At 69.4% G+C, this 24010-nt stretch carries 26 protein-coding genes and 1 tRNA gene; 10 read left to right on the top strand and 17 right to left on the bottom strand.

Features of this window, described 5'->3' with window-relative positions; genetic code table 11:
• Positions 1-8 precede the first annotated feature (8 nt).
• The 3 genes from HCR12_RS00135 to HCR12_RS00145 are packed head-to-tail and all read right to left on the bottom strand — an operon-like array spanning position 9 to position 2495.
• On the bottom strand, positions 9-1259 hold the full coding sequence (locus tag HCR12_RS00135) for a PP2C family protein-serine/threonine phosphatase (RefSeq protein ID WP_166869584.1): 1251 nt from the start codon (positions 1257-1259) through the stop codon (positions 9-11).
• 4 nt (positions 1260-1263) lie between these two features.
• Positions 1264-1788, bottom strand: coding sequence for an FHA domain-containing protein FhaB/FipA (locus HCR12_RS00140; protein ID WP_166869583.1), 525 nt, complete (start codon positions 1786-1788; stop codon positions 1264-1266).
• A complete protein-coding gene (locus tag HCR12_RS00145) occupies positions 1785-2495 on the bottom strand; it encodes an FhaA domain-containing protein (RefSeq protein ID WP_166869582.1) in 711 nt (236 codons plus the stop codon). Before HCR12_RS00145 ends, HCR12_RS00140 begins: the two co-directional genes overlap by 4 nt.
• A 284-nt stretch (positions 2496-2779) precedes the next feature.
• On the opposite strand from HCR12_RS00145, the gene HCR12_RS00150 reads away from it, so the two are divergent.
• Positions 2780-2862: transfer RNA gene (locus HCR12_RS00150), tRNA-Leu, on the top strand.
• 63 nt (positions 2863-2925) lie between these two features.
• Here HCR12_RS00150 and HCR12_RS00155 read toward each other — a convergent pair.
• Genes HCR12_RS00155 through HCR12_RS00165 form a run of 3 tightly spaced genes read right to left on the bottom strand, consistent with a single transcriptional unit; the run spans position 2926 to position 4707 of the window.
• Positions 2926-3504 carry a DUF6512 family protein gene (locus HCR12_RS00155; RefSeq protein ID WP_166869581.1) on the bottom strand — a complete coding sequence of 193 codons (579 nt, stop codon included), beginning with the start codon at positions 3502-3504 and terminating at the stop codon, positions 2926-2928.
• A 22-nt stretch (positions 3505-3526) separates the two neighbouring features.
• Positions 3527-3817: a thioredoxin family protein gene (locus HCR12_RS00160; RefSeq protein ID WP_166869580.1), complete on the bottom strand. Its 291-nt coding sequence runs from the start codon at positions 3815-3817 to the stop codon at positions 3527-3529.
• Positions 3818-3858: 41 nt separating this feature from the next.
• Positions 3859-4707 (bottom strand): SDR family NAD(P)-dependent oxidoreductase, encoded by an 849-nt coding sequence (locus HCR12_RS00165; protein ID WP_224763543.1) that lies wholly within the window; start codon positions 4705-4707, stop codon positions 3859-3861.
• 179 nt (positions 4708-4886) lie between these two features.
• Here HCR12_RS00165 and HCR12_RS00170 point away from each other — a divergent pair, with 179 nt between their 5' ends.
• The gene (locus tag HCR12_RS00170) at positions 4887-7346 is read left to right on the top strand and encodes a glycoside hydrolase family 3 protein (RefSeq protein ID WP_166869579.1); all 2460 of its coding nucleotides are present in this window, start codon (positions 4887-4889) and stop codon (positions 7344-7346) included.
• 3 nt (positions 7347-7349) lie between these two features.
• Here the strand turns inward: HCR12_RS00170 and HCR12_RS00175 are convergent, their stop codons facing one another.
• Together HCR12_RS00175 and HCR12_RS00180 are read right to left on the bottom strand one after the other, a co-directional pair.
• Positions 7350-7535, bottom strand: coding sequence for a hypothetical protein (locus HCR12_RS00175; RefSeq protein WP_166869578.1), 186 nt, complete (start codon positions 7533-7535; stop codon positions 7350-7352).
• Between the two features lie 62 nt (positions 7536-7597).
• Positions 7598-8812, bottom strand: a complete 1215-nt coding sequence (locus tag HCR12_RS00180) for a RimK family alpha-L-glutamate ligase (RefSeq protein ID WP_166869577.1) — start codon at positions 8810-8812, stop codon at positions 7598-7600.
• A 26-nt stretch (positions 8813-8838) separates the two neighbouring features.
• Between HCR12_RS00180 and HCR12_RS00185 the strand changes: the two genes are divergently transcribed.
• Genes HCR12_RS00185 through HCR12_RS00195 form a run of 3 tightly spaced genes read left to right on the top strand, consistent with a single transcriptional unit; the run spans position 8839 to position 11167 of the window.
• Entirely contained in the window at positions 8839-9318 is a 480-nt protein-coding gene (locus HCR12_RS00185) for an ATP-dependent zinc protease family protein (RefSeq protein ID WP_166869576.1), read from the top strand.
• 37 nt (positions 9319-9355) lie between these two features.
• Entirely contained in the window at positions 9356-10348 is a 993-nt protein-coding gene (locus HCR12_RS00190) for a tocopherol cyclase family protein (RefSeq protein WP_166869575.1), read from the top strand.
• Positions 10349-10357: 9 nt separating this feature from the next.
• Positions 10358-11167, top strand: a complete 810-nt coding sequence (locus HCR12_RS00195; protein WP_166869574.1) for an ion transporter — start codon at positions 10358-10360, stop codon at positions 11165-11167.
• 6 nt (positions 11168-11173) lie between these two features.
• On the opposite strand, the gene HCR12_RS00200 is transcribed toward HCR12_RS00195, so the two are convergent.
• The 3 genes from HCR12_RS00200 to HCR12_RS00210 form a co-directional block, all read right to left on the bottom strand.
• Positions 11174-11695 (bottom strand): RNA polymerase sigma factor, encoded by a 522-nt coding sequence (locus tag HCR12_RS00200; protein ID WP_166869573.1) that lies wholly within the window; start codon positions 11693-11695, stop codon positions 11174-11176.
• Complete coding sequence (locus tag HCR12_RS00205) at positions 11692-12321, bottom strand: hypothetical protein (protein ID WP_166869572.1); 630 nt, start codon at positions 12319-12321, stop codon at positions 11692-11694. Before HCR12_RS00205 ends, HCR12_RS00200 begins: the two co-directional genes overlap by 4 nt.
• 96 nt (positions 12322-12417) lie before the next feature.
• Positions 12418-13044, bottom strand: coding sequence for a PadR family transcriptional regulator (locus HCR12_RS00210; RefSeq protein ID WP_166869571.1), 627 nt, complete (start codon positions 13042-13044; stop codon positions 12418-12420).
• Positions 13045-13225: 181 nt separating this feature from the next.
• On the opposite strand from HCR12_RS00210, the gene HCR12_RS00215 reads away from it, so the two are divergent.
• The gene (locus HCR12_RS00215) at positions 13226-14659 is read left to right on the top strand and encodes an LLM class flavin-dependent oxidoreductase (protein ID WP_255429665.1); all 1434 of its coding nucleotides are present in this window, start codon (positions 13226-13228) and stop codon (positions 14657-14659) included.
• 66 nt (positions 14660-14725) lie between these two features.
• Here HCR12_RS00215 and HCR12_RS00220 read toward each other — a convergent pair whose 3' ends face one another.
• Together HCR12_RS00220 and HCR12_RS00225 are read right to left on the bottom strand one after the other, a co-directional pair.
• Entirely contained in the window at positions 14726-15610 is an 885-nt protein-coding gene (locus HCR12_RS00220) for a bile acid:sodium symporter family protein (protein ID WP_166869570.1), read from the bottom strand.
• A 58-nt stretch (positions 15611-15668) separates the two neighbouring features.
• Positions 15669-16697, bottom strand: a complete 1029-nt coding sequence (locus tag HCR12_RS00225; protein ID WP_166869569.1) for an agmatine deiminase family protein — start codon at positions 16695-16697, stop codon at positions 15669-15671.
• A gap of 108 nt (positions 16698-16805) precedes the next feature.
• Here HCR12_RS00225 and HCR12_RS00230 point away from each other — a divergent pair, with 108 nt between their 5' ends.
• Both HCR12_RS00230 and HCR12_RS00235 read left to right on the top strand, forming a co-directional pair.
• Entirely contained in the window at positions 16806-17276 is a 471-nt protein-coding gene (locus HCR12_RS00230; protein WP_166869568.1) for a rhodanese-like domain-containing protein, read from the top strand.
• A gap of 24 nt (positions 17277-17300) precedes the next feature.
• Entirely contained in the window at positions 17301-18017 is a 717-nt protein-coding gene (locus HCR12_RS00235; protein WP_166869567.1) for a hypothetical protein, read from the top strand.
• A 6-nt stretch (positions 18018-18023) separates the two neighbouring features.
• Here HCR12_RS00235 and HCR12_RS00240 read toward each other — a convergent pair whose 3' ends face one another.
• Positions 18024-18677, bottom strand: coding sequence for an HAD hydrolase-like protein (locus tag HCR12_RS00240; protein ID WP_166869566.1), 654 nt, complete (start codon positions 18675-18677; stop codon positions 18024-18026).
• A 7-nt stretch (positions 18678-18684) separates the two neighbouring features.
• Complete coding sequence (gene nucS, locus HCR12_RS00245) at positions 18685-19380, bottom strand: endonuclease NucS (RefSeq protein WP_166869565.1); 696 nt, start codon at positions 19378-19380, stop codon at positions 18685-18687.
• Positions 19381-19556: 176 nt separating this feature from the next.
• Here nucS and HCR12_RS00250 point away from each other — a divergent pair, with 176 nt between their 5' ends.
• Both HCR12_RS00250 and HCR12_RS00255 read left to right on the top strand, forming a co-directional pair.
• The gene (locus HCR12_RS00250) at positions 19557-20633 is read left to right on the top strand and encodes a hypothetical protein (protein ID WP_166869564.1); all 1077 of its coding nucleotides are present in this window, start codon (positions 19557-19559) and stop codon (positions 20631-20633) included.
• Positions 20634-20723: 90 nt separating this feature from the next.
• Positions 20724-21722 (top strand): hypothetical protein, encoded by a 999-nt coding sequence (locus HCR12_RS00255; RefSeq protein WP_166869563.1) that lies wholly within the window; start codon positions 20724-20726, stop codon positions 21720-21722.
• Between the two features lie 12 nt (positions 21723-21734).
• Here HCR12_RS00255 and HCR12_RS00260 read toward each other — a convergent pair whose 3' ends face one another.
• Together HCR12_RS00260 and rlmN are read right to left on the bottom strand one after the other, a co-directional pair.
• A complete protein-coding gene (locus HCR12_RS00260) occupies positions 21735-22697 on the bottom strand; it encodes an IS481 family transposase (protein ID WP_191412371.1) in 963 nt (320 codons plus the stop codon).
• Between the two features lie 96 nt (positions 22698-22793).
• Positions 22794-23981, bottom strand: coding sequence for a dual-specificity RNA methyltransferase RlmN (gene rlmN / locus HCR12_RS00265; protein ID WP_473964511.1), 1188 nt, complete (start codon positions 23979-23981; stop codon positions 22794-22796).
• Positions 23982-24010 lie beyond the last annotated feature (29 nt).

A 24010-nucleotide genomic window follows, 5' to 3' on the forward strand; every position in this document is an offset into this window, starting at 1 on the left:
CCGTCACGTCACCCACCTGCCGATGCGGAGAGGCGGTCGACGATCTCGTGCGCGTTCCTCAGGCTCGAGGCATTGATGGTCTGCTGCACGCGTTCGCGCTGGAACTCGGGCAGATCGTCGATGCGGATCGCGGTGGACTGGTAGACGCTCGACAGCTCGATCGGACCGATCGACTGCTGCACGCCCTGGTAGATGGCGACATTGCCGTTGCTGACACCCACGAAGTAATGGGTCTGGGTCCAGCGGTAGCCGAGGTAGCCGGCGAGCACGATCGCGGCGGCGGCGAGAGTGACCGCGACCCCCCACATGATCTTGCGGCGGAGGGCCCTCAGGCGATCCTCTTCGATCAGCTCGTCGAGGTAGCTCTCGCTCTCGGGCTCGAAGTGCGCATCCTCGGGAGGCGACGCCTTGAGGGGGTGCAGGAGCAGCGTGGGGAGGCGGATGGGCTTGCGCACCTCCACCTCCTGCTGTCCGAAGGCCAGAGGACGCGCAGCCGATCCGACGAACATCGGCTCGGCTCCGGAGGCCCCTTCGCTGTCGTCGATGTCGACGATCACGACGGTGACATTGTCGGGGGCGCCGTTGTCGAGGCTCTCCTTGACGAGGCGATCCGCGGCGCCCTGGGCGGTGCGGATCGTGCCGAGGATCTGCGCCATCTTCTCGTCGGTGACGTAGCCGGAGAGGCCGTCCGAGCACAGCAGCCAGCGGTCACCCGGCAGGGTGTCGACGACGCCGCTGTCGATCTCGGGCGACGCATCGACATCGCCGAGCACGCGCATGAGCACCGCTCGCCGCGGATGCACAGCCGCCTCCTCGGGCGTGATGCGTCCGGATTCCACGAGTCGCTGCACGAACGTGTGGTCGGTCGTGATCTGCTTCAGCTCGCCGGCACGGAAGCGGTAGATGCGAGAGTCGCCGATGTGGGCGACGCCCAGCTGATTGCCGACGCGCGCGATCGCGGAGACGGTCGTGCCCATGCCGGTGAGCTCGTTGTGTTCGAACACCGTCTCGGCGAGCAGGCCGTTGGCGGCGATGAGCGCCGACTGCAGCGCCATGACGGCGTCTTCGGCGGTCGGGTACGGGATGTCGGCTTCGGCGATGCGCTGCGCCGCGATCGCGGAGGCGACATCGCCTCCGGCGTGACCCCCCATGCCGTCGGCGACGAGATACAGGTGGCGACCGAGGTAGCCGGAGTCCTGGTTGTTCGCTCGCACCTTGCCGACGTGAGACACGGCGGCCGTTGTGGGGATCGTCGCCACCGAGTTACCGCCGCAGCTCGAAGCTCGTCGTGCCGATGGTCACGGTCGAGCCGACGGGCACCGGTGTGGGCAGGGCGACGCGCGTGCCGTCGAGGAAGGTGCCGTTCGTGGAGTCGAGATCCTGGATCACCCACGAGTCGTTCCACAGCATGAGCCGTGCGTGGTGGGTGGAGGTGTAGTCGTCGCGGATCACGAGGCCCGATTCGCTCGATCGCCCGATCGTGAGCTGCTCGGCGGGCAGCTCGAGCTCGAGGCCCTCCTTGGGGCCGGAGGTGATGACGAGGCGGCGCGGGGTTTTGGAGCCGGCGTGCGGCTGCGAACGGTGAACCGGCTCGGTGAGCTGTGCGACGGGCGCCGCGGCCGGGGCGGCGACGACGGGAGAGACAGGGAACATCTCCGGGCCGGGTGCCACCTTGCGGGCCCGGTTGCCGAACAGATCGGAGCGCAGCGCGTAGACCACCATGAAGACGAACGCCCACATCAGGATCAGGAAGCCGATCCGCAGCACGAGGAGGGTCAGTTCGCTCATCGTGTGCCATCCTGCCGCACGTTGCCGCCCGGGGCGACATCGGCCGACTGCGCGAGAACGCGGAACACGATGCGGGTGCGGCCGATCTCGATCACCGAGTCGGGTTCCAGGAGCGCCTTCGTGACCTTCTGGCCGTTGAGCTTGGAGCCGTTGGTGGAGCCGAGGTCGGTCACCTGGGCGCGGGTGCCGTCCCACAGGATCTCGATGTGCTGGCGCGAGGTGCCGGCGTCGTCGAGCGTGATGTCGGCGTCGCTGCCGCGGCCGATGACGGTGCGGCCCTTCGCGAGCGTGTGGCGGCGGCCGGCGATGTCGAGCACCGGCGTCCACACGACAGCGCCCTGCACGTTCTCCGAATCGATGCGCACGACACCCGTCGGCAGGTTGGGGTCGTTCTCGAGCGCGATGTCGATGCCGCCGGCGAACGAGTAGCGCTGGGCGTTCGCGTGCTGCTGCACAAGCTGCGTGAACTCGTCGATGAGCGCGGGACCGAGCCCTGTCATCCGCGAGTAGTCGGAGGGTGCGAGCCGCACTCGGAAGCGGTTGGGCACGAGGATGCGGTCGCGCGAGACGACGGCCGCCTTCGTGTCGAGCTCGCGGCGCAGCGCGGCGGTCACCTCGAGAGGCTGCAGCCCGCTCTTGAAGGCCTTGGCGAAGGCGCCGTTGACGACGCGCTCCAAGCCCTTCTCGAACTGGTCGAGAATCCCCAAGGGGTCTCCTCTCGGCAGGCGGCTGAGCTCTGGCGTGCTCCGGACTCTCTGAATCGTAGTCGTCCAGGCAGGGAGGGACCTCAGCCTGCGGGCGTCGGCGGTTCATCCTCCACCCCGAGAATCGTGCGAGATGGTCGCTATGGAGGCCCTGAATCGACAATCACGCACGATTCGCCGGGGTGTGGATGTGGATGCTGGGCGGGGATGCGCGGTCCGGATGCGCGGTCCGGGGTGCAAGCGACGCGTGATAGTCTCGGAAGGCTGATCTGCTCTGGCGGATCGACGCGCGAGTGGCGAAATGGCAGACGCGCTGGCTTCAGGTGCCAGTGCCCGCAAGGGCGTGCGGGTTCAAGTCCCGCCTCGCGCACGGAACGACGGCATCACCTTCGGGGGGTGCCGTCGAGTCGTTTCCGGGGCTGGTTGACGCGCGTCATCCCTCCGTCGGCGGGCTCCCGGGCACCGGGTGCGGGTGACCGGCCAGTCCGTAGCGGCGGTTGAGCGGGTCGATGAAGAAGTCCGGTTCGCGCGGGGGTCGCAGGGTGAAGCGAAGGAACGATGCAAGGAGCCCCGCGAGGAAGACCGCGGCGAGGGCGATGGACAGTCCGTCGGCGGCGAGCTGGATGAGCGTCGCCGAGAAGATCGCCTGCGCGAGGACGATCGCTACACAGAAGAGGCCGATGTCGACGGCGAGCACATTGCGTCCGAGGATCGCCTTCGCCAGGAACTCGATGCCGATGATGCTCACCGGGATCGAATAGAGCGCGATCGTCGCGGCCGGCACGAACGCCGGCTCCCCCCATCCGCCGAGCACGGCGAGAACGATGAACAGCAGCACCATCGGCCAGACGGCGATCTTGATGTGCTCCCAGTAGCTCTCGTTGACGGCGGCGAAGCGCGCCACCCAGGGGTGGTGGCCGCTCCAGTCGTACACGAAATGGAGCAGGCTGCCCACGGCGATCGCGGGGATGACGCCCCACCATCCGATCGTCACGAGCTCGTCGATGCGCATGGCCTCACGCTACTGGCCGGGATCAGTCGGGGATCGCGAGGGCGGCTGCGCCCAGCACCTGCTCCATGCTCGGTGCCCCCTCCGCGCGGAACACCTGCTTCCCCTCGGCGTCGCGCACGATCACCGTGGGAGTCGAGGTGATGTCGTGCTGCTCGGCGTAGTCCGCATCGAACGCGACATCATGCTCCTCGACGACGGCGCCCGGGATCATGGATGCCGCGTGCCCGAGCACGATCCGCGCGCTGTGGCACGAGCCGCAGAACGCCGAGGTGAACAGCTCGAACCGCACGCGCGGGGTCGGCTGCTCGGTCATCCCCCCAGTGTCTCGCGGATACGACGCTTCGCGCTGGGAGCTCAGCTCTCCTTGCGCCCCACGAACGCGTCCATCGACGAGTACACGTGGAACACCTTCGCGGCGGCGCCGTCCCACCAGCGGGTGGGGAGGAGACCGCGCAGGGCCATCGCGAGCTTCACGGTCCATGGGCGCAGCACCATCGGGGTGCCGCGCAGCATGCCCTTCCAGGCGGCGCTCGCTGCCTGATCCGGGGTCATGATGGGCGTCAGCAGCGGACCGCGGGCGCCCTCGAACATCCCCGTCGAGACGTAGCTGGGGCAGAAGGTCGTGACCTTCACGTGCGGGTAGCCCATCCGGCTGAGCTCGAGGCGGATCGATTCGCTCCAGCCGATCATCGCCCACTTCGACGCCGCGTAGACGCTCATGTTGGGGTTGGGGAGAGTGCCTGCGGCGGACGCGATGTTGAGGATGCGCTTGGGTCGCGCGGGGGAGCTCATCATGTCGGGCAGCACCTCGCGGGTGAGCCACATGGGGCCGAGGGTGTTGATGCGCATCGTGAGCTCGATGTCGCGCTCGACATCGTGCTGCCAGAACGGCACCCCCCGCACGATCCCGGCGTTGTTGATGAGGATGTCGACGGGACCGAGCTTTTCGCGCGTCGCGGCGACGCCCGCGCGGATCGCGTCCAGCTGCGACACATCGACCGGGAACACCTCGATCCGCAGGCCCGGGCGGGTGAGCTCTGCGGCGAGCTCGCTGGCGAGCTTCTCGTCGACGTCCCACAGTGCGATGCCCGCTGCTCCCCCGTCCGCGGCCTTGCGGGCATAGATCGCGCCCATGCCGCGGGCGGCACCCGTGATGAGGACGGTCGCGCCAGCCAGCACGGCGGCGGTGTCGGCTCGAGCCACAGCACACTCCTGAATCGGGCCGCACGTCGCGGCACCACCAGGATGCCTCGCCGCGCGCGGATTCCGGGGCGCGGCGAGGGATTCTGTCGGTCGCGGCGCTCGCGCGTCGCCTCGATGCGGTGGCGGTTGTCGATCGGCCACCGGGGCTCCGGGCTCGCTAGTCTCGGGCAGGGGGACACATGACCAGCACAGACGCCGGCCGCACGCCCGCGGAGCTCACGACGCAGCTCACGCGCGACGAGAAGATCATGCTGCTGGAGGGGCGACGCTCCTGGTGGACGAACCCGGTCCCCCGCCTCGGCATCCCGCAGCTCTGCGTCACCGATGGCCCGCACGGCGTGCGGCTGGTGCGCAGCGAGGATGGCGCGTTCGGCGTCGGCGGCGCGATCCCGTCGACGGCGTTCCCGACCACGATCGTGCTCGCCAACACCTGGAGCCCCGCGAACGCCCGCGCGGTGGGCGCGGCGATCGCGGCCGAGTCTCGCGCCCGCGGCGTGCACGTGCTGCTTGCGCCGGGTGTCAACATCCAGCGCAACCCGCTGTGTGGGCGCAACTTCGAGTACTTCTCGGAGGACCCGCTGCTCACCGGCGTGCTCGCGAGCGCGTACGTGCAGGCAGTGGAGGAGGCGGGCGTCGGCACCTCGGTCAAGCACTTCGCCGCCAACTCGAACGAGGACTTCCGTTTCGTGGGCGACAGCGTCGTCGACGAGCGCGCGCTGCGCGAGATCTACCTGCGCGCATTCGAACGGGTGGTGACCGAGGCGCGCCCCGCCACGGTGATGGCGGCGTACAACAGCGTCAACGGCAGCTTCGCCTCCGAGAACGCGACCCTGCTCACCGGCATCCTGCGTGAGGAGTGGGGCTTCGACGGGCTCGTGATGACCGACTGGGGTGCCACGAATGACCGCGTCGCCGGGCTCATCGCCGGATGCGAGCTCGACATGCCGGGCGGGGTGCGGCACAACCGCACCGCCATCGCCCAGGGGCTGGAAGATGGATCCCTTCCCGCTGAGGTGCTGGATCGTGCGGTGGAGCGGATGCTCACCCTCATCGAGCGGGTGCACCACGACGAGAAGGGCGCGCCCGAGGACGCCGACGCGCATGCGGAGCTCGCGACGCGCATCGCCGTGGAGGGCGCGGTGCTGCTGCAGAACGACGGCGCGCTCCCCCTCGCTCCGGATGCGGACGGCCTCGTCGTGATCGGCGAGATGTTCGACCGGATGCGGTACCAGGGCGGCGGATCGTCGCTCATCGCACCCACTCGCCTCGTCACTCCCCGCGACGCCTTCGATGCGCGCGGTGTTCGCTACCGCTACGCGCGCGGCTACCGCAGCATGTACGAGGGCGTCGACACGGAGCTCGAGGCCGAGGCGCTGCGTGTCGCCGAGGGTGCGGAGACGGTGCTGTTCTTCGGCGGGCTCGGCGACCTGGAGGAGTGCGAGGGATTCGACCGCACCTCGCTCGAGATCGCGGAGGATCAGCGTCGGCTCATCGAGCGTCTCGTCGATCAGGGCTCGCGTGTGGTGCTCGTGCTGTTCGGGGGTGCGCCCTTCGCGGTGCCACGCGCGGAGCAGGTGCATGCAGTCCTCGACATGTTCCTGCCAGGGCAGACCGGGGGCGAGGCGTCCGCGCGGCTGCTGTTCGGCGAGGCCGTGCCGAGCGGTCGGCTCGCGCAGAGCTGGCCCCGCACCGCGGCGGACGCGAGCTCCGCCGCTGACTTCGACCGCGCCTACGTGGCCCAGTACTTCGAGTCGGTGTTCGTCGGCTACCGGCACCACGACCTCGCGGGCACCGACCTCGCCTACCCCTTCGGCCACGGACTCAGCTACACCTCGTTCGTCTACCGCGACCTCGAGGTGCGGATCGCGGATGGCATGGTCGTCGCCGAGCTCACGGTCGCGAACACGGGCGAACGCGCCGCCGATGAGGTGGTGCAGTTCTATGTGCGCCGGGATGAGAGCGCCGTGTTCGCGCCGGAGAAGGAACTGCGCGCGTTCGAGCGTGTGCACGTGCCGGCCAGCGAGGAGCGCCGCGTGCACGTCGAGTTCCCGGTCGCCGAGCTCTCCTACTGGGATGTCGCCGATGGCGGATGGCGACTCGAGAACGGCTCGTGCACGCTCCTCGCCGCCGCATCCGCACAGGATGTGCGCCTCGAGGCGACGTTCGAGGTGACGAGCGGGCAGACATCGCGCTCGCCGTACTCCCCCGCGGTCGATGCCGCGTACCGACGCCCGCCGACGGAGGTCCGCGCCGCGTTCGCCGAGCTGGTCGGCCGCGAGATCGTCGTGCCGCCCATGCCCACGCGGCTCGGCATGCAGCACCGCATCGGCGACGCATCCGGCACCCTCACGGGCCGCCTGCTGCACCGTGCGGCGCTCGGACAGGTGGACGGCGAGTACCGCAGGGCACTTCGGATGTCGGACTCACCCGAGCGTGACGCCGCGGTGAAGGAGGGCTGGTTCCTCGTGCGCATGATGCCGACCACGTCGCTCCGGAGCCTCGTCATGTCGAGCGACGGCGCTCTGTCGTACCGCGCCGCCGAGCTCATCGAGGCGATCGCGAACGGGCACCCGCTGCGCGGCATCCGCCAGTTCGTGCGGCGCGGCCGCGAGGAGCGCCGGGCCGGGGTGCGTCGCTAGCTGTCAGTCCTCGTCGGCATCGTCGGCGGCCCTTTCGGCCGCGAGGCGGTCGGCTTCGGCGCTCGTCAGGTTCTCGTTGGCTGCGTCTGGATCCAGCGCGACCTCTCCGTCACGCTCGAGCGTGCCGTCGAGGTCGCCCTCCACGAACGGAACCATCGGCTGGATGGGGATGAAGTTGTTGTTCGACATGCGCCCACGCTAGAAATCGGCGCGGGTCGCAGCCACGGGGTTGACGTGGCGACGAGAACGCGTCAGGCGAGCAGCGGCTCCTGCGTCTCGGTGGCGGGAATCGGCTCGGCCGGCAGGCGGCGCACACGCGCCCGGCGACGCTTCTTCTCCGGGATCATGGTGCGCATCTCGTCGAGCTTGCCGAAGCACAGCAGGCGGTCGCCGGATTCGAGGATCACGTTCTTGCGCGGGTTGGGGATCACGAGCGTGCCGCGGTGCAGGGTGAGAACCGTGATGTCGCGCTCCCAGAGCCCGGCATCGCCGAGGGGGCGACCCACATACTCGGCGTTCGGGAGCATCTGCAGCTCGGCGACCCCGTATCCGGTCGACACCGACAGGCGCTGGCGCACGTCGATCTCGGGGAACGCCACCTGGGCGGCGATGTAGTCGATGATCGCGCCCGCGACATCCAGCTGGGTGGCGGTCTCGATGCCCTGGAGGCCCGGCGAGGAGTTGACCTCCATCACGAGCGGGCCGTCGTTGCCTTCCAGCATGTCGACACCCGCGACGCGCAGCCCCATGATCTGGGCGCTGCGCACGGCCGCCTGCTCGTATTCGGGGGTGAGCGCGACGCGCTCGACGCTGCCGCCGCGATGCACGTTGGAGCGGAACTCGTCGCCCTTCGCGGTGCGGCGCATCGCCGCGACGACACGGTCGCCCACGACGAGGGCGCGGATGTCGCGTCCGCGGCTCTCCGAGATGAATCGCTGGATGAGCACGTTCTGGTTCGTGGAGTGCAGCGTCTCGATGATCGCCTCGGCCGTCTTCACATCCGGGGCGAGGATCACGCCGATGCCCTGGGTGCCCTCGAGGAGCTTGATGACGACGGGGGCGCCGCCGACGCGCTCGATCGCGGGGCGCACATCCGCGCGGTTGCGCACGAAGGTGGTGGCGGGCATGCCGATGTTGTGGCGCGAAAGGATCTGGTTGGCCCGGAGCTTGTCGCGGGCGTTCGAGATGCCGTTGGCGGTGTTGGGCGTGTAGACGTCCATCTGCTCGAACTGTCGCACCACGGCGGTGCCGAAGTAGGTGATCGAGGAGCCGATGCGCGGCAGCACGGCGTCGTAGTCGCTCAGCGGACGACCCCGGAACTGCAGGTCGGGCTCGTCTCCCGTGAGGTCGATCGCGAACCGCAGGGTGTTGAGCACCTTCACCTCATGGCCGCGCTGCACCGCCGCTGCGCGAAGGCGCTGCGTGGAGTACGCCCGGGGGGCGCGCGAGAGGATGGCGAGTTTCATGTGGGCGGCCTGCCAATATAGGTGGGATGAGCGAGAACACCCATTCAAACACCCTTGTGGGGTGGCGTGAGTGGGTGCAGCTGCCCGGAATCGGCGTGCCGTGGATCAAGGCGAAGATCGACACCGGCGCGCAGACCTCGTCGATCCACGCCTACGACCCCGTTGTGTTCGTGAAGGACGGCGTCGACTGGGTGCGGTTCGCCGTGCACCCGTGGCAGAAATCCGATGACGATCCGGTGATCGTCGAGTGCCCGATCCGGGACCGCCGGAACGTGCGCAGCTCGTCGGGGCACGTGCAGGAGCGCATCGTCGTGCTCATGCGGATCGTGCTGGCCGGGCGCGAGGTGACGGCTGAGGTCACCCTCAGCAACCGCGACCAGATGGGCTTCCGGATGCTGATCGGCCGTGAGGCGCTGCGCCACGGCTTCGTGGTGGATTCGTCGCGTTCGTTCGTGGGGCCGCGTGCTCCCGGCGGTGCGCGCCGTCGCAACCGCGGCCGCGAATAGGGTGCACGCGGGGTGGCCGCGCGGCTAGCCTGACGGCATGCGCACCCCCGCCGCGTACATCCGGGGCGTCCGGTATCCGGAGGCCTTCCACGGTCACGGCATCGAGCGCGGGTTCTTCGAGGGCTGGTACATCAAGCTCGTCTCCGCGGATCGGCGACAGCGCTGGGCGGTGATCCCCGGCATCTTCCGCGGGGTGGGCGAGGACGCCGAACGCGATGAGGCGTTCGTGCAGGTGCTCGACGGTCTCACCGGCCGCAGCTGGTACCACGTGTTCCCGGTCGATGCGTTCCGAGCATCCGATCGGCGCTTCGAGGTGGAGGTCGCGGGCAACCGCTTCGACAGCAGCGGGGTCACGCTCGAGCTGCCGCAGCTGCGGGGGCGCATCGACTACACGGCGCCCCTCGATCCGTTCCCCGTCACCTGGCGGGCGCCCGGCATCATGGGCTGGTTCGGGCTCGTGCCGAAGATGGAATGCTTCCACGGCATCGTGTCGCTCGGGCATCCACTCGCCGGCGAGCTGCTCGTGGAGGGCGAGCCGGTGAGCTTCGACGGAGGGCGCGGCTACATCGAGAAGGACTGGGGATCGGCGTTTCCCGCCGGCTACGTGTGGCTCGCGAGCAACCACATCGACACGGATCCGGATGCCTCGCTCGTCGCATCCGTCGCCACGATCCCCTGGATGCGGCGCGCGTTCCGCGGCACGATCATCGCGCTGCGGCACGGAGATGCACTGCACACCTGGGCCACCTGGAATCGCTCGACCGAGCGGCGGCTCGAGATCGACGACAGTCATGTGCACTGGAGCGTCACCGGTCGTGCGGGCACGCTCGAGCTGACCGCGGAGCGGGTGCGCGGCGGCCTGCTGCATGCACCGCTGCGCACCGCGATGCATCAGCGGGTGGAGGAGACGCTCGATGCGCGCGTGCACATCCGGCACACCGGCGCAGACGGGAGGGTGCTGCTCGAGGGCACGGGCGAGTGCGCGGGCCTCGAGGTCTTCGGTGATACCGAACGGATGCTCGCGCTCTAATCTGTTGCGGTGACCACCACCACGCGCACCCTCCGCACCCGCGTTCTGATGCTCGTCGAGGCGAAGCCCTTCCAGCGCGGCATCATCGGCCTCATCCTTCTCAACGCCGTGATCCTGGGGCTCGAGACCTACCCGGCGATCACGGACGCGATCGGGCACGAGCTGCACTACGTGAACATGGTGATCATCGCGATCTTCGTGGCCGAGCTGGTGCTGCGCATCTGGGCGCACGGGTGGCGGTTCTTCACCAACGGGTGGAACATCTTCGACTTCTTCGTGGTGGTGGTGGCGCTCATCCCCGCTGGCGCCGAGGCGGGCGTGCTGCGCGTGCTGCGTCTGCTGCGGGTGCTGCGTCTGCTGTCGGCGGTGCGGTCGATGCGCCTCGTGGTGGCCGCACTCGGTGCGGCGATCCCCGGCATCGCCTCGATCGGCGGGCTGCTCATGATGGTGATCTACGTCTTCGCGGTCGCGTCGACGACCCTCTTCAGCACCGCGTACCCGCCGGGATTCGGCGACCTCTGGCTGTCGACGGTGTCGCTCTTCCGCATCATGCTCGGCGACGGCTGGCCCGACCTCGTCGCGCCGATCGCAGCGGAGCAATCGTGGGTATGGGGTTACTTCATCGTCTACAGCATCGTGACGACCCTCATCGTGATGAACCTGCTGATCGCGGTCGTCGTGGAGGCGATGGAGCGCATGAAGGTGGGCGAGGAGGATCCGACGGAGCCAGCCCCCGTCGATCTGCCGGTGATCGTCGAGATCCGCGAGCTCAAGGACCAGGTGGCGCGCCTCGAGGCGCTGCTCACCGAGAAGAAGTAGAGCGCCTCAGCCGAGCTCCGCCCGCAGCCGCTCGCGGATGCGGTGGGACCGCATGCGGGCCGCACCCGGCCGGATCCCAAGCACCGTCGCCGCCTCGGCGAGGGTGAATCCGTCCCAGTGCACGAGGCGGATGAGCTCCCGATCACGCGGGGAAAGGTTCGCGATCGCCGCTCGCAGCGCCACGATGCGGCCGTCGTCGTCCGTGTGCACGACCGTCGTCGCGAGCTCGTCACGCAGGCGCTCGGAGAGCGCGTTCTGTCGCCTGCGCGAGCGGGTCCATCCGCGCAGCACGCGGTGTGCGATGCCGAACATCCACATGCGTGCTTCGGTCGCATCGGCAGGGACGGCGTTCGCGCGGCGCCACAGCACGAGAAGCGTCTCGGCGACGAGGTCAGCGGCGTCTGCCGGCTGCTCGACCCTGCGCAGGAAGTAGCTAAGAAGGGCGGCGGATTCGCGCTGGACGAGCTGCTCGAAGAATGACGCCGAGCCCGACGATGTGGCAGTCGCGCGGGCCGACTGCGCGGTCACGGAATCTCTCGCAGGCAGCTCGTCGTCAGGGCGAGCACGCGGAGGTCGGGGCGGTCCGACGGGCGCACCTCGTCCACGAGGGGCTCACTGAAGGCCCAGAGAGCGCGCGCGACCGCGTCCGAGGTGGCTTCATCCGGATTCAGCGACGTCGGGTCGTGAGGCGGCGGGTCGGCGAGCCCATCGTGGGTGCGCTGTGCGAAGCCCGACCAGTCGATGCCGCGGATGGCGTCGTCGATGTGATCGATGACCTCCTGGTCTGCGTCCATCACATCGATCCATGTGCGGCAGCTGACTTCGTGCCCGTCGTGCGTGGTGTAGCGGACCGGGATGGATTCGTTCGATCGCATGGCGCCGTCCTCGATGCCCACGTACGGGGGCACCCTGAGGTGTGCATCGTTGCGGGTGATCCCCGCGGGCAGCGCGAACCCGCCCACAAGAGCGGTCCCCGCCAAGACCGCGTGCCAGGGACGCAGATGACTCCGTCTCGTCGGGCGCGTCGCGTGCACGAGGTGCGCGATGCTCGGCGCTACTCGGAGGAGAGCGCGCTCGTCGGGCTCGGGTGCGGTGCGCGCGAGCAGCACATCGAGCTCGTCGTCGCGCATCGGGTGCTCCGGTCTCTTCGTCATGCCCTGTTAATGGCCGGCAACCGGCAGGGTGTCACATCTGGTGCGCGTGCGACAGTGGCCGCCGGGCGAACCCGACGGCCACTGGGGTGGTCCCGCTCAGTCGGCGAGGATCAGGTACAGCGCTCGCCGCGCCTCGTCGAGCTTCTCGACGGCGGCGGCGCGCTGGGCGTCGGTGGCGGAGTGGTGGAACTGGCCCACCACTCCCATGAGCTTGCCGACGCTCTGCTGGAAGGCGAGCTCGCCCTCCGAACGCTGCGGCGCTCCCGACTCCCACGCCTTCGCGAGTTCGTCGGCGTTCTGCTCGACGTAGGCGCGACCGGCGTCGGTGAGGGAGTAGTCGGTGCGGCGGCCTTCGCCGGTCGCCTCGATGAGCTCCTCGTCGACGAGCTGCTGCAGGGTGGGATACACCGAGCCGGGGCTCGGGCGCCAGGTGCCGCCGGAGCGCTCGTCGATCGTCTTGATGAGGCCGTAGCCGTTGCTGGGGCCATCGCTCAGAAGCGACAGGATGACGGCGCGGATGTCGCCGCGGCCGGCGCGGCCCTTGCCTCGCCCGCGGCCGCCCCACGGGCCGAAGCCGGGGCCGCCGGGGAAGCCGCCCATGCGTCCGGGTCCGTAGGCGTGGATGCCGAACTCTGCCTGGGGGCCGTGCTGGGACGGGAGGCGGGGGTCGTGGTGGAAGCGTGCGGGGCGCTCGTGGCGCGAGTGTGCGTGGTGAGGGTTCATGTGAACTCTCCTCTCCGGGGGGATGGAGTGATTATCGTGATGGGTCAAAGATATATCGTTAAGTTCGATCTGGCAAGATCCCCACCTCTCCGGCCTCACCGGTGTTACCGCGTGTGACCGTTCGTTGCGGTCCGTGACCGCGGCCCTCGACGGCACGGCGTCCGCGGACCACCATCGAACCGTGACCGAGAACTCCCCCCGCCAGATCCGCTTCAACGCCTTCGACATGAACTGCGTCGCCCACCAGTCCTCCGGCATGTGGCGCCACCCCGACGACCGCTCCGACACCTACAAGGACATCGAGTACTGGACGAACCTCGCCCAGCTTCTCGAGCGCGGAACGTTCGACGGCATCTTCATCGCCGACGTGCTCGGCACCTACGACGTCTACGGCGGCACCAACGAGGCCGCGATCCGCAACGGCGCGCAGGTGCCCGTCAACGATCCCGTGCTGCTCGTCTCGGCGATGGCGGCCGTCACCAAGAACCTCGGCTTCGGGGTGACTGCGGGCACCGCCTACGAGCACCCGTATCCGTTCGCCCGCCGCATGACGACCCTCGACCACCTCACCAAGGGGCGCGTCGGATGGAACGTCGTCACCGGCTACCTGCCGAGCGCCGCACGCAACATGGGTCACGACGACCAGCTCGAGCACGACGACCGCTACGACCAGGCCGACGAGTACCTCGAGGTGCTCTACAAGCTGTGGGAGGGCTCGTGGGAGGACGACGCCGTCGTGCGTGACCGCGATACCGGGGTCTTCACTGAGCCCTCGAAGGTGCATGAGATCCGTCACAGCGGAAAGCACTTCACGGTTCCCGGCATCCACATCTCCGAGCCGTCGCCGCAGCGGACCCCCGTGATCTACCAGGCGGGTGCCTCCTCACGCGGCGTCGCCTTCGCGGCCGACAACGCCGAAGCGATCTTCGTCGCCGCCCCCACCAAGGAGGTGCTGAAGTCCACGGTGGCCCGCATCCGCGACGCCCTCGAGGCGGCCGGGCGCGGACGCTACGCCGCCCGCATCTACACGCTGCTCACGATCGTCACCGACGAGACCGACGAGAAGGCCCAGGCCAAGTACGAGGACTACGTGCGCTACGCCTCCCCGGAGGGCGCGCTCGTCTTCATGTCCGGATGGATGGGCATCGACCTCTCCCAGTACGACCTCGACGAGCCCGTCGGCAACGTCGAGTCGAACGCCATCCGCTCCGTCATCCAGAACTACGAGGAGTCGGCGAAGAACGGCGAGGAGTTCACCGTGCGCGACATCGCCACGGGCGGTGCGATCGGCGGACTCGGCCCGACCATCGTCGGCGGCGCCGAGACGATCGCCGACCTGCTGCAGGAATGGGTGGACTGCACCGACGTCGACGGCTTCAACCTCGCCTACGCGATCACCCCCGGCACGTTCGAGGACATCGTCGAGCATGTCATCCCGGTGCTGCGCGCTCGCGGCGCCTACCCCGAGCAGTACGCACCCGGCACGCTGCGCGACAAGCTGCATGGCGACGGCGACCGGCTGCCCGCCGACCACCGCGGATCGCGCTACCGGATCGGCGGCGACCTCTCGACGGCGGTCGCCACGAGCTCCGAGCGCGCCGTCGTCAGCGTCTGAGCTTCACGCCTCCCGAGCGGGGGCGGCGCCGCCGGCTGGCGCAGGGTTCCAGCCGGCGACGCACAGTCAGGCGCTCGCCGGTTCCGTGGCGGGCGCAGCCGGAACGAGGCGCTTCAGCAGGAAGCCCCATGCGAGCGCGACGAAGAACATGAGCACGCCGTAGACGGCGGCGGGCAGCGACATCTCGACGGAGCCGATCACCGTCTGGGCGATCACGATCGAGAGCGTCGCGTTGTGGATGCCGATCTCGAACGAGCTCGCGACCGCCTGACGCGGCTCCACCCGGAACAGGCGCGGCACGAAGAAGCCGACCGCGAGCGACAGCACGCAGAACAGCACGGTGATGAGTGCGAGCTGGCCGACATTCTCGATGAGCAGCTTCCAGTTCGACACGACCGCCCCGATGATCACGACCGCGAGGATGATCATCGACGCGATGCGCACGGGCTTGTCCATCCGCTTCGCGAAGTTCGGCTTCCACCAGCGCACGAGCATGCCGAGCACCACCGGGCCGAGCACGATCGTGAACACCTCGACCGCCTTCGAGAACTGCACCCCGAGCTCCGTCTCGCCCGGCATGAAGATCGCGATCGCGAAGTTGGTGATGAGCGGGAGCGTGAACACCGCGATGACCGAGTTGATGGCCGTGAGCGACACGTTGAGCGCGACGTCACCGCGGAACAGGTGACTGTACAGGTTGGCTGAGGTGCCGCCCGGCGAGGCGGCGAGCAGCAGCATGCCCACGGCGAGGATCGGCGGCAGGTCGAACAGGAACACGAGCCCCAGGCACAGGCCCGGAAGCACGATCAGCTGGCACGCCAGTGCGACGATCACCGCCTTCGGATGCTTCGCGACGCGGGCGAAATCGCCGAGGGTCAGAGACAGGCCCAAGCCGAACATGATGATGCCGAGGGCGACGGGCAATCCGATGGTGGTCAACGCTGATCCCATGCCCGCATCCTGGCGCACCCGCGGACCGCGCGGGAGGTAGACAGGGCGGTCGCGCGGATCAGACGGCGGGCTGGTGCTGCGTGATGCAGTGGATGCCACCGCCGCGCGCGAAGATCGCGCGCGCGTCGACGGTGACCACGCGGCGGCCCGGGTAGGCCTCCTCGAGGATCGCGCGCGCCGTCGCATCCGCCGCGGGCTCGCCGAAGCCGCACGCGATCACGCCGCCGTTCACCACGAGGTGGTTCACGTAGCTCCAGTCGACGAAGCCGTCGTCGTCGCGCAGCGTCGCGGGCGCGGGAAGCGGGACGATCTCGAACGGCCGGCCTGCCGCATCCGTCTCTCCCTCGAGCATCGCGCGCAGTTCGCGCGTGACGGCGTGGTCGGGATGCGCGGGGTCGCGCTGGTCGTGCAGCAGCAGACGTCCGGGAGAGGGGATCGTCGCGACGATGTCCACGTGGCCGTTTGTGCCGAAGTCGGAGTAGTCGCGGGTGAGGCCGCGCGGCAGCCAGATGGCGCGCGTCGTGCCGAGGGTGCGCGCGAGCTCGGCCTCGACGGCCTCCTTGTCGAGCCCTGGGTTGCGGCGCTCATCCAGCTGCACCGTCTCGGTGACGAGCACCGTGCCCTCACCATCCACGTGGATCCCGCCGCCTTCGTTGACGAGCGTGGAGCTCACGATCTCCGCTTCGAGCTGCAGTGCGATCGTGTGCGCGTGGTCGGCCGAGAGCCGCCACTCCGACCAGCCGCGGTCGCCCCAGCCGTTGAACACCCAGTCGACAGCGCCGAGCACGCCGGGCCGCTCGTCGTCGACGACGAACGTGGGCCCGTGATCGCGCAGCCAGTACTCGTCGACCGAGGCGGTGAGCAGCTCGATGTCGGAGCCCAGCATGTCGGCGGCGCGCGAGGTCTCGCTCGGGTCGACGAGCATCACCACGGGCTCGAACTCGGCGATCGCATGGGCGACCGCCGTCCATGCCTCGTATGCCTCTGCACGCTCCGCCTCGGTGTTGCCGAGGGTCAGCCCCGTGCGCGGGAACGCCATCCACGTGCGCTCGTGTCGGTCAGTCTCAGACGGCATCCGCCAGCTCATATCGCGAGCGTATCCGCCGACCGCGGATGGCGCGAGGTGGCGGGAACTCGCGCGCGGATGGCAGGGAACCGGGGCGCGGGCGGGAGCGCGGCCCCCTACCGTGGGCGCATGACCGAGACGACCACCACCGGCATCGCCCCTGCGCCGTCCACGCCGAACGTCGACGCCGTGCGCCACTTCGCCGCCAAGCTGCGCTTCGAGACCGACGCCTCGGATGTGGTGGCGGCGCTCGCCGCGGGCGAGCGGCTCGTGCTCGTCGACACCCGCAGTCGTGAGGCGTGGGATCAGGGGCACGCCGCCCCTGCCGTGCATCTCCCGCGGCAGGAGGTCGCGGCGCGGGCGCTCGCCGAGATCCCTCTCGACGTGCCGGTGGTCGTCTACTGCTGGAGCCCGGGATGCAACGGCGCCGACAAGGCGGCGCTCGAGTTCGCTCGTCTCGGCTACGAGGTGCGGCTCATGATCGGCGGTTTCGAGTACTGGGCGCGAGAAGGCTGTGAGGTCGAGGACGCGAACGGGCCCGTCGTCCAGACGCTCGATCCGCTCGTGGGGCCTGTGGCGTCCGCCGACTGCGGCTGCTGACGCGGGGGCGCTAGTCTCGCGAATGTGAGATCGCCTCTGATCATGTGGTTCGGAGCGGGTGCCGTCCTGGCCGCGGCGATCGCCCTGGGCTTCGCGGCGCTCCCGCCCACGCCCGCCGAGGCGGAGGCCCCCAGCCCTCCCGCGGTCGACTTCGCCGAATCCGTGCGCTGGATGACTGTCGCGGCATCGTTCTTCGATGAGAACGGTGCGCCGCCGTGGCCGCTTGACGCCGAGGTTCGGCCGGAGCCCGATCTCGCGTCGTCGGTGACGGCTGCTGAGGAGCGATGGGCGCGCATCGCCCAGAGCCTCCCCGACCTCGTGCGACCCGAGACGGAGTTCGCGAGCTGGGCGACGCGACTCGCGCTCGACACGGATCTCGGTCGCTGCTATCAGGAAGCCGGGCTCGAGGTCACCGAGTCGATCGGGCGCGACGGTGTGGTCGACGGGCTGCAGATCCGCGACCGGACGGGCCGCCCGGAGACGATCGCCGCGGCCTACGCCTGCAGATACCTCGAGCATCCGACGGTGCCGTTCGAATACGAGCAGGCCGTCGACTGGGAATGGCGGTACTACTCGGAGGTCGTCATTCCCTGCCTCGAGGCGCACGGGGTGAGCCAGCGCCCGCTGCCAGCTTTCGAGTTGCAGCTCGAGCTCGTCGTGCTGCACGGCATCGGCTGGACCCCGACGCTGCCGACCGAGAACGTCGATCGGACCGTCGCTGCCTGCCGCCCCTTCGGCTGAGCCGACTCAGATGCCGAGCGCCTCGAGCAGCTCGGCGGGCGTCTGCACGGTGAGCAGCGCGTGCTCCGCCTCGGCGGGGTCGCCGTAGCCCCAGCCCGCGAAGATCGTCGGGATGCCGTGGGCCGCTGCGCCCTCCACGTCGTGGATGCGGTCCCCGACGTGCACCACGCGGCTGAGGTCGACTCCGCGCTCGTCGAGGCGGCGCAGCGCCTCCTCGATCACGGCGGCCTTCGTGGAGCGGGCTTCGTCATCCGAGCCGCCCGTGATCTCGGTGAACGCGTCGGTGAGGTCGAGGCTCGCGAGGATCACGCGCGCCGCTGACTCGGGCTTCGACGTCGCGATCGAGGTCGGCACCCCCGCCTCCGCGATCGCGCGCACCGCCTCGATGGCACCGGGGAACGCCGCCGAGCCGAGCATGCCGTGCTCGGCGTAGAACGTGCGGTAGATCCGCAGCGCGCGCTCGGACTGCTCCTCGTCCCATCCGGCGAGGTCGCGGAACGATTCGAGGATGGGCGGGCCGATCCACGGCATGAGCTCGTCGACGGGCGGTGCGGGGCGCCCCATCTGCTCGTGCGTGTGGATGATCGCGGCGAGGATGCCAGGGGCGGAGTCGATGATCGTGCCGTCGAGGTCGAGCAGCACAGCGGTGTAGTCGGTCACAGGATCCTCAGAACAGGGTGGGCTTGCCGGAGTCGATGCCCTTCATCGCCTCGTAGTCGAGCACGACGCAGCGGATGCCGCGGTCCTCGGCGAGGGTGCGGGCCTGCGGTTTGATCACCTGTGCGGCGAACACCCCGCTCACGGGCGCGAGCAGCGGGTCGCGGTTCATGAGCTCGAGGTAGCGGGTGAGCTGCTCGACGCCGTCGATGTCGCCGCGCCGCTTGATCTCGACGGCGACCGACTTGCCCTCGGCGTCTGTGGCGAGGATGTCGACGGGGCCGATGGCGGTCATGTACTCGCGGCGCACGAGCGTGTGCCCGTCGCCGAGCACCTCGATCTGCTCGGCGAGCAGACGCTGCAGGTCGGCTTCGACGCCGTCCTTCTGAAGCCCGGGATCGACGCCGAGCTCGTGGGTGGAGTCGTGGATGATCTCGTGGATCGAGACGATGAGCACGTCTTCGGTCTTCTGGTTCGCGACGCGCCACAGCTCGATGACGCCCGCGGCGGCGCGCTCCTCGTCGACCTCGTCGGTGACGAACGTCGTGGGCGGGCTCATCCAGTTGAGCGGCTTGTAGCTGAGCGAATCCGAGTGCACGAGCACCGATCCGTCGGCCTTCACCACGAGCAGTCGTGTGGCGAGCGGCAGGTGCGCCGTGAGACGACCGGCGTAGTCGACAGAGCAGCGGGCTACGACAAGACGCATTGCTCGAGTCTATTCGGGGTGCGTGGAGGCGGCCCGTGCGGCCGTCGCCGGGCGGTGCGGCCCGTCCGGGATCGTCCGGGATGCGTCGAATCGGGCGGGGCGCCACGGGTTCGCTCGTAGCGTGAAGAGCGCCGCCGCGGGCACCCCGGTTCCGCCTCGGCGACGAAGGGGGCACCGTGGAACACGAGGCAGACGCTGCGGTCGAGGCTGAGCCTGTGGTCGAGGGTGACTCCGTGATCGAGGCGGAGCGGCCGCACGCCAGCGTGCGCCGTTCGCGTCGCGACTGGCTGATCGCGGGCGCCGTGGCGGCAGTCACGATCGGGATCGTGTGCGCGGTGATCGCGGCGGTGGCGGCGGAGAGCGATCGGGTCGAGGCTCGCACCGCCTACCTGGCTGTGTACGCGGAGCTGCGTTCCTCCGTCGCCGATGCGAAGGAGCGCGAGGGCAGCGTTGTGGCGGCGCGCGACACCCTGGCCGCGGATGCCGAGGTCGCCGAGGCGCTCACCGCGCTCCTCGGGGCCGACGGCGAGACGCTCGCGACTGCTGCCGAGACGACCGCGCAGGTTCGCACCGCGCTCGACGGTCATTCGCCTGCTGTCGCTCCCCCGCCGCCGGGCAAGGTGCTTCCTGAGGATGCCAGCATCGAGGCCTTCCGCGAGCAGCACGCTCTGCTGGGCGAACAGCTCGCACGCTGGGATGGGTTCGGTGAGACGCTGACCGACGAGGCCGAGACCTGGGGCACCCTCCGCGCCGAGCTGCTGGCGGCGTGGACTGCGCATGTGGCGACGGTGCCGGATGCGGCGGAGGCCGCAATCGGCGCGGCGCCGGATGCGGGCGAGGACGCGAAGACGGCCGTGCGCGACGCGGCGGCCGCGCTCACCGGGATGGAGTCGCCCCTGCAGGCGGATGCGGCCGAGCGCTGGACCGCCTACACGGCTGCCCTCAACGCGCTCGCGCAGGCGCAGGCGGATGCCGAGGCGGCGCGTCGAGCGGCCGAGGAGCAGGCCCGGGCGTCGGCGCCCCGGAACTCCCGCAGCGGCGGCGGGTCGAGCGGAGGCGGCCGCGGCTGCCAGTCGGCGTCGTGCAGCACGGGGCCGAGTCTGGACGAGCTGATCGCCGGCTACACGGCGGAGCTGAGACGCTCCGTGGCTGCGCACGAGGGAGTCTCCGTGAGTGACGTCAACTGTTTTGATGTGCCGCCCCGTACCACCCGCTGCACGTACCCCGGCGGCTACACCGACTTCTGGATCTGACACAGCTGATGCATCAACTTGCGCACGCTCGGTGCGCGTGCGATCTTGTCCCCGGGGAGCCGCATCACGGGCGCCCCGGGGTAGGGGGCAGTGGTCAGCGTGCAGCAGCGTCAGCTGGACGGCGAGCAGTCGCGCGTGGACGAGCCGCCCGCCGCGGCGCTCGTGCGCGACCTCCACGCACTGCGGATCGCCGCAGGAACCCCCTCGTTCACCGACCTCGCTGACGCCGTCTCCCAGACGCGTGAAGCGCGCGGCATGCTCCCAGCAGCAGCTCGCGTCGCGCGATCCTCGGTCTACGACCTGTTCCGGCCCGACCGCAAGCGCGTCAATCCCGAGCTGGTCGCCGATGTCGTGCGGGCGCTCGGCCACGCAGGCGACACCGCCGAACAGTGGCGCTCGCGCGCGGCAGCGGCGAACGCCGGCCAGCAGATCCCGCCCTCGGCTCCGGACGACGCGGCCTCACCCGCCCCTGAGGGTGGCGCCCAGGTGCCCGCCGCATTGTTCGCAGTGGTGCTCTGCATCGCCGCGGTCGGCATCAACCATGCCCTGAACTTCACGGCGACGGCAGCGGGTCTGCCGATCTACCTGGACATGGTGGGCACCGCGTTCGCCGCGTTCGCCTTCGGCCCCGCGGCGGGAATCGGGGTGGGTGTCGCCACGAACCTCATCGGCAATCTCATGAACGGCGACATGACGGGCGCGTGGTTCGCGATCGTGCAGATCGTCGGTGCGGTCATCTGGGGAGTCGGCTTCCGGCGCTGGTTCGGTCGCTCATGGCCGCGGTTCGCGCTGCTGAACGCGGTGGCTGCGCTGGCGTGCACGCTGACGGCGGTGCCGATCATCCTGTTCGCGTTCGGGGGAGCCAGCAGCCTCGAAGGGGTCGACCTCATCGGCCAGCAGATGCTCCAGCTCGGCCTGGGGTTCGCCGATGCCGTGGTCTCGGCGAACCTGCTCACGTCGATCATCGACAAGATGCTGTCGGGATGCGCGGCACTCGGGGCGGTGCTGCTTCTCGCGCGGTTCGGCTACGGGTTTCCGGGCGGCGTGAACGAGCGACTGCGCGAGCTGGCTCCTCGCCGCTCGCGCTGACGCCGCGCCTGCCTAGTTGTAGTTCCCCGTGAGGTTGTGAACGCGGGTTGAGGGTGTGAGGCCTCCGATGCCGGTGTGGGGTCGGTGGTGATTGTAGTGATGTAGCCAGGCGGGGTAGTCGGCTGCTCGGGCTTCGTCGGATGTGTAGGTGCGGGCGTAGGCCCATTCGGTGGCGAGGGTGCGGTTGAAGCGTTCGACTTTGCCGTTGGTCTGGGGTCGGTAGGGGCGGGTGAAGATGTGCCGGGCCTGGCCGAGTGCGGTGGCGAAGAGGTGGGATCGGTAGCAGGGCCCGTTGTCGGTCATCACCGCCTCGACCTCGAAGCCTGCCTGTTGGAAGAACGCTCTGGCGCGGATCCAGAATCCGGCCGCGGTCTCGCGGCGTTCGTCGGTGTGGATCTCTGAGTAGGCCAGCCGGGAGTAGTCATCGACCGCGTGGTGCAGGAACGAGTAGCCGCGTCCCTGTTTCTTGTTGTTGCGGTTCCCGGCGGTGCGGCCGAGCATGCGATGCCCGCCGCCGTTGGGGATGCGGCCCAGTTTCTTGATATCGACATGCACCAGCTCACCGGGCCGGGCCTTCTCATAGCGGATGGATCGCGGTTTGCGGACCGGGAGGCCGGTGCTCTGATCCAGATGCTGCAGCAACGGCATCCGATAGCGCTCGAGAACGCGTCCGACCGTCGAACGGGGAACACCGAGGTGATAGCTGATGCGGTGCGGCCCCCAACGTCGACTGAACCGCAGCGCGATGATCCGCCGCTCCAACCGCTTCGGGCAACGAGACGGCGACCGGTGCGGGCGCGAGCTACGATCTGTCATCGGAATCCCCGCCCGATACCGGGCCGCCCACTTCGCAGCCGTCGCAGGCGAACACTGGAACCGTTCCGCCGCCCGACGAACCGACCAACCCTGCTCGATGATCAGCCGGGCCAGCCGAAGCCTGCCCTCCGGCGCCAAAGGCGCATTAGCGTGAGTCACGAAGACCTCCGTGTTGACGATTTGAGTGTGGTAACCCACATCGTCCACGGAGGTCTTCGCTACCTCAAACGATCACAACGTCCCGGGGAACTACACCTAGTCGGCCGCCGCGAGCTGACCGCAGGCTCCGTCGATCTCCTTGCCGCGGGTGTCGCGGAGGGTCGTGGGGATGCCCGATTCCTCGAGGCGGCGGATGAACTCGTTCGTCACATCCTTCTCAGACGAGGTCCAGATGGATCCGGGCGTCGGGTTGAGGGGGATCGGGTTCACGTGCACCCAGCCCGTGCCGCGCTCGTTGAGCTTCTGCGCGAGCAGGTCGGCGCGCCACGCGTGGTCGTTCATGTCCTTGATGAGTGCGTACTCGATCGACACGCGACGGCCGGTCTTCTCGAAGTAGTTGTAGGCGGCGTCGAGCGCCTCATCCACCTTCCACTTCGAGTTCACCGGGATCAGCTCGTCACGCAGCACGTCATCCGGGGCGTGCAGCGACAGCGCGAAGGTGAGCGGAAGGTCCTCTTCGGCGAGCTTGCGGATCGCGGGGGCGAGGCCCACCGACGACACCGTGATGTTGCGGGCCGACATGCCGAGGCCGTTCGGCTGCGGGGCGACCATCGTGCGGATCGACTTCATGAGGCGGTTGTAGTTCGCGAGCGGCTCGCCCATGCCCATGAAGACGATGTTGGTGACCCGGGGCGAGTCGTGGCCGCCATCGCGGCGGAGGCCGCCCAGCTCGCCGTCGGCGATCGCCTTGTTCGCGGCCACCACCTGGGCGACGATCTCGGCCGCCGACATGTTGCGGGTGAGTCCCGCCTGGCCGGTGGCGCAGAACGGGCAGTTCATGCCGCATCCGGCCTGGCTCGACACGCACAGCGTGATGCGGCCGGGGTAGCGCATGAGCACCGACTCGACGAGCGCGCCGTCGAACAGGCGCCACAGGAACTTGATGGTGTCGCCGTTGTCGGTCTTGAGTCGACGCACCTCGGTGAGCAGCGGCGGGAGCATCGTGGCGACGAGCTCCTCGCGACCGGATGCCGGGAGGTCGGTCATCTCGGCGGGGTCGGTCGTGTAGTGGGTGAAGTAGTGGGTGCTCAGCTGCTTGGCGCGGAACGCGGGAAGCCCCAGCTCGACGACCTTCGCGGCGCGCTCCTCGGGGGTGAGGTCGGCGAGGTGCACGGGAGGCTGGGTGCGCCGGGGGGACGCGAACTGCAGCTTGGGGCGGCCGTCGGCTTCGACCGCCTGGGTCCAGCCTTCGGTCTTGGGCCTGACCTGGCGAATCTCACTCACTGATCGATTGTCGCAGACGCGACTGTGAG

This window comes from Salinibacterium sp. ZJ70 (genome assembly GCF_011751865.2).
Classification (GTDB): domain Bacteria; phylum Actinomycetota; class Actinomycetes; order Actinomycetales; family Microbacteriaceae; genus Homoserinibacter.

Bases quoted from the DNA above. Each gene is read 5' to 3' on its own strand.
- HCR12_RS00185 (WP_166869576.1), top strand. From the start codon at position 8,839: ATGAGCGAGAACACCCATTCAAACACCCTTGTGGGGTGGCGTGAGTGG.
- HCR12_RS00205 (WP_166869572.1), bottom strand. From the start codon at position 12,321: ATGACGAAGAGACCGGAGCACCCGATGCGCGACGACGAGCTCGATGTG.
- HCR12_RS00230 (WP_166869568.1), top strand. From the start codon at position 16,806: ATGACCGAGACGACCACCACCGGCATCGCCCCTGCGCCGTCCACGCCG.
- HCR12_RS00210 (WP_166869571.1), bottom strand. From the start codon at position 13,044: ATGAACCCTCACCACGCACACTCGCGCCACGAGCGCCCCGCACGCTTC.
- HCR12_RS00155 (WP_166869581.1), bottom strand. From the start codon at position 3,504: ATGCGCATCGACGAGCTCGTGACGATCGGATGGTGGGGCGTCATCCCC.
- HCR12_RS00175 (WP_166869578.1), bottom strand. From the start codon at position 7,535: ATGTCGAACAACAACTTCATCCCCATCCAGCCGATGGTTCCGTTCGTG.
- HCR12_RS00160 (WP_166869580.1), bottom strand. From the start codon at position 3,817: ATGACCGAGCAGCCGACCCCGCGCGTGCGGTTCGAGCTGTTCACCTCG.
- HCR12_RS00180 (WP_166869577.1), bottom strand. From the start codon at position 8,812: ATGAAACTCGCCATCCTCTCGCGCGCCCCCCGGGCGTACTCCACGCAG.
- HCR12_RS00190 (WP_166869575.1), top strand. From the start codon at position 9,356: ATGCGCACCCCCGCCGCGTACATCCGGGGCGTCCGGTATCCGGAGGCC.
- nucS (WP_166869565.1), bottom strand. From the start codon at position 19,380: ATGCGTCTTGTCGTAGCCCGCTGCTCTGTCGACTACGCCGGTCGTCTC.
- HCR12_RS00220 (WP_166869570.1), bottom strand. From the start codon at position 15,610: ATGGGATCAGCGTTGACCACCATCGGATTGCCCGTCGCCCTCGGCATC.
- HCR12_RS00225 (WP_166869569.1), bottom strand. From the start codon at position 16,697: ATGAGCTGGCGGATGCCGTCTGAGACTGACCGACACGAGCGCACGTGG.
- HCR12_RS00140 (WP_166869583.1), bottom strand. From the start codon at position 1,788: ATGAGCGAACTGACCCTCCTCGTGCTGCGGATCGGCTTCCTGATCCTG.
- HCR12_RS00170 (WP_166869579.1), top strand. From the start codon at position 4,887: ATGACCAGCACAGACGCCGGCCGCACGCCCGCGGAGCTCACGACGCAG.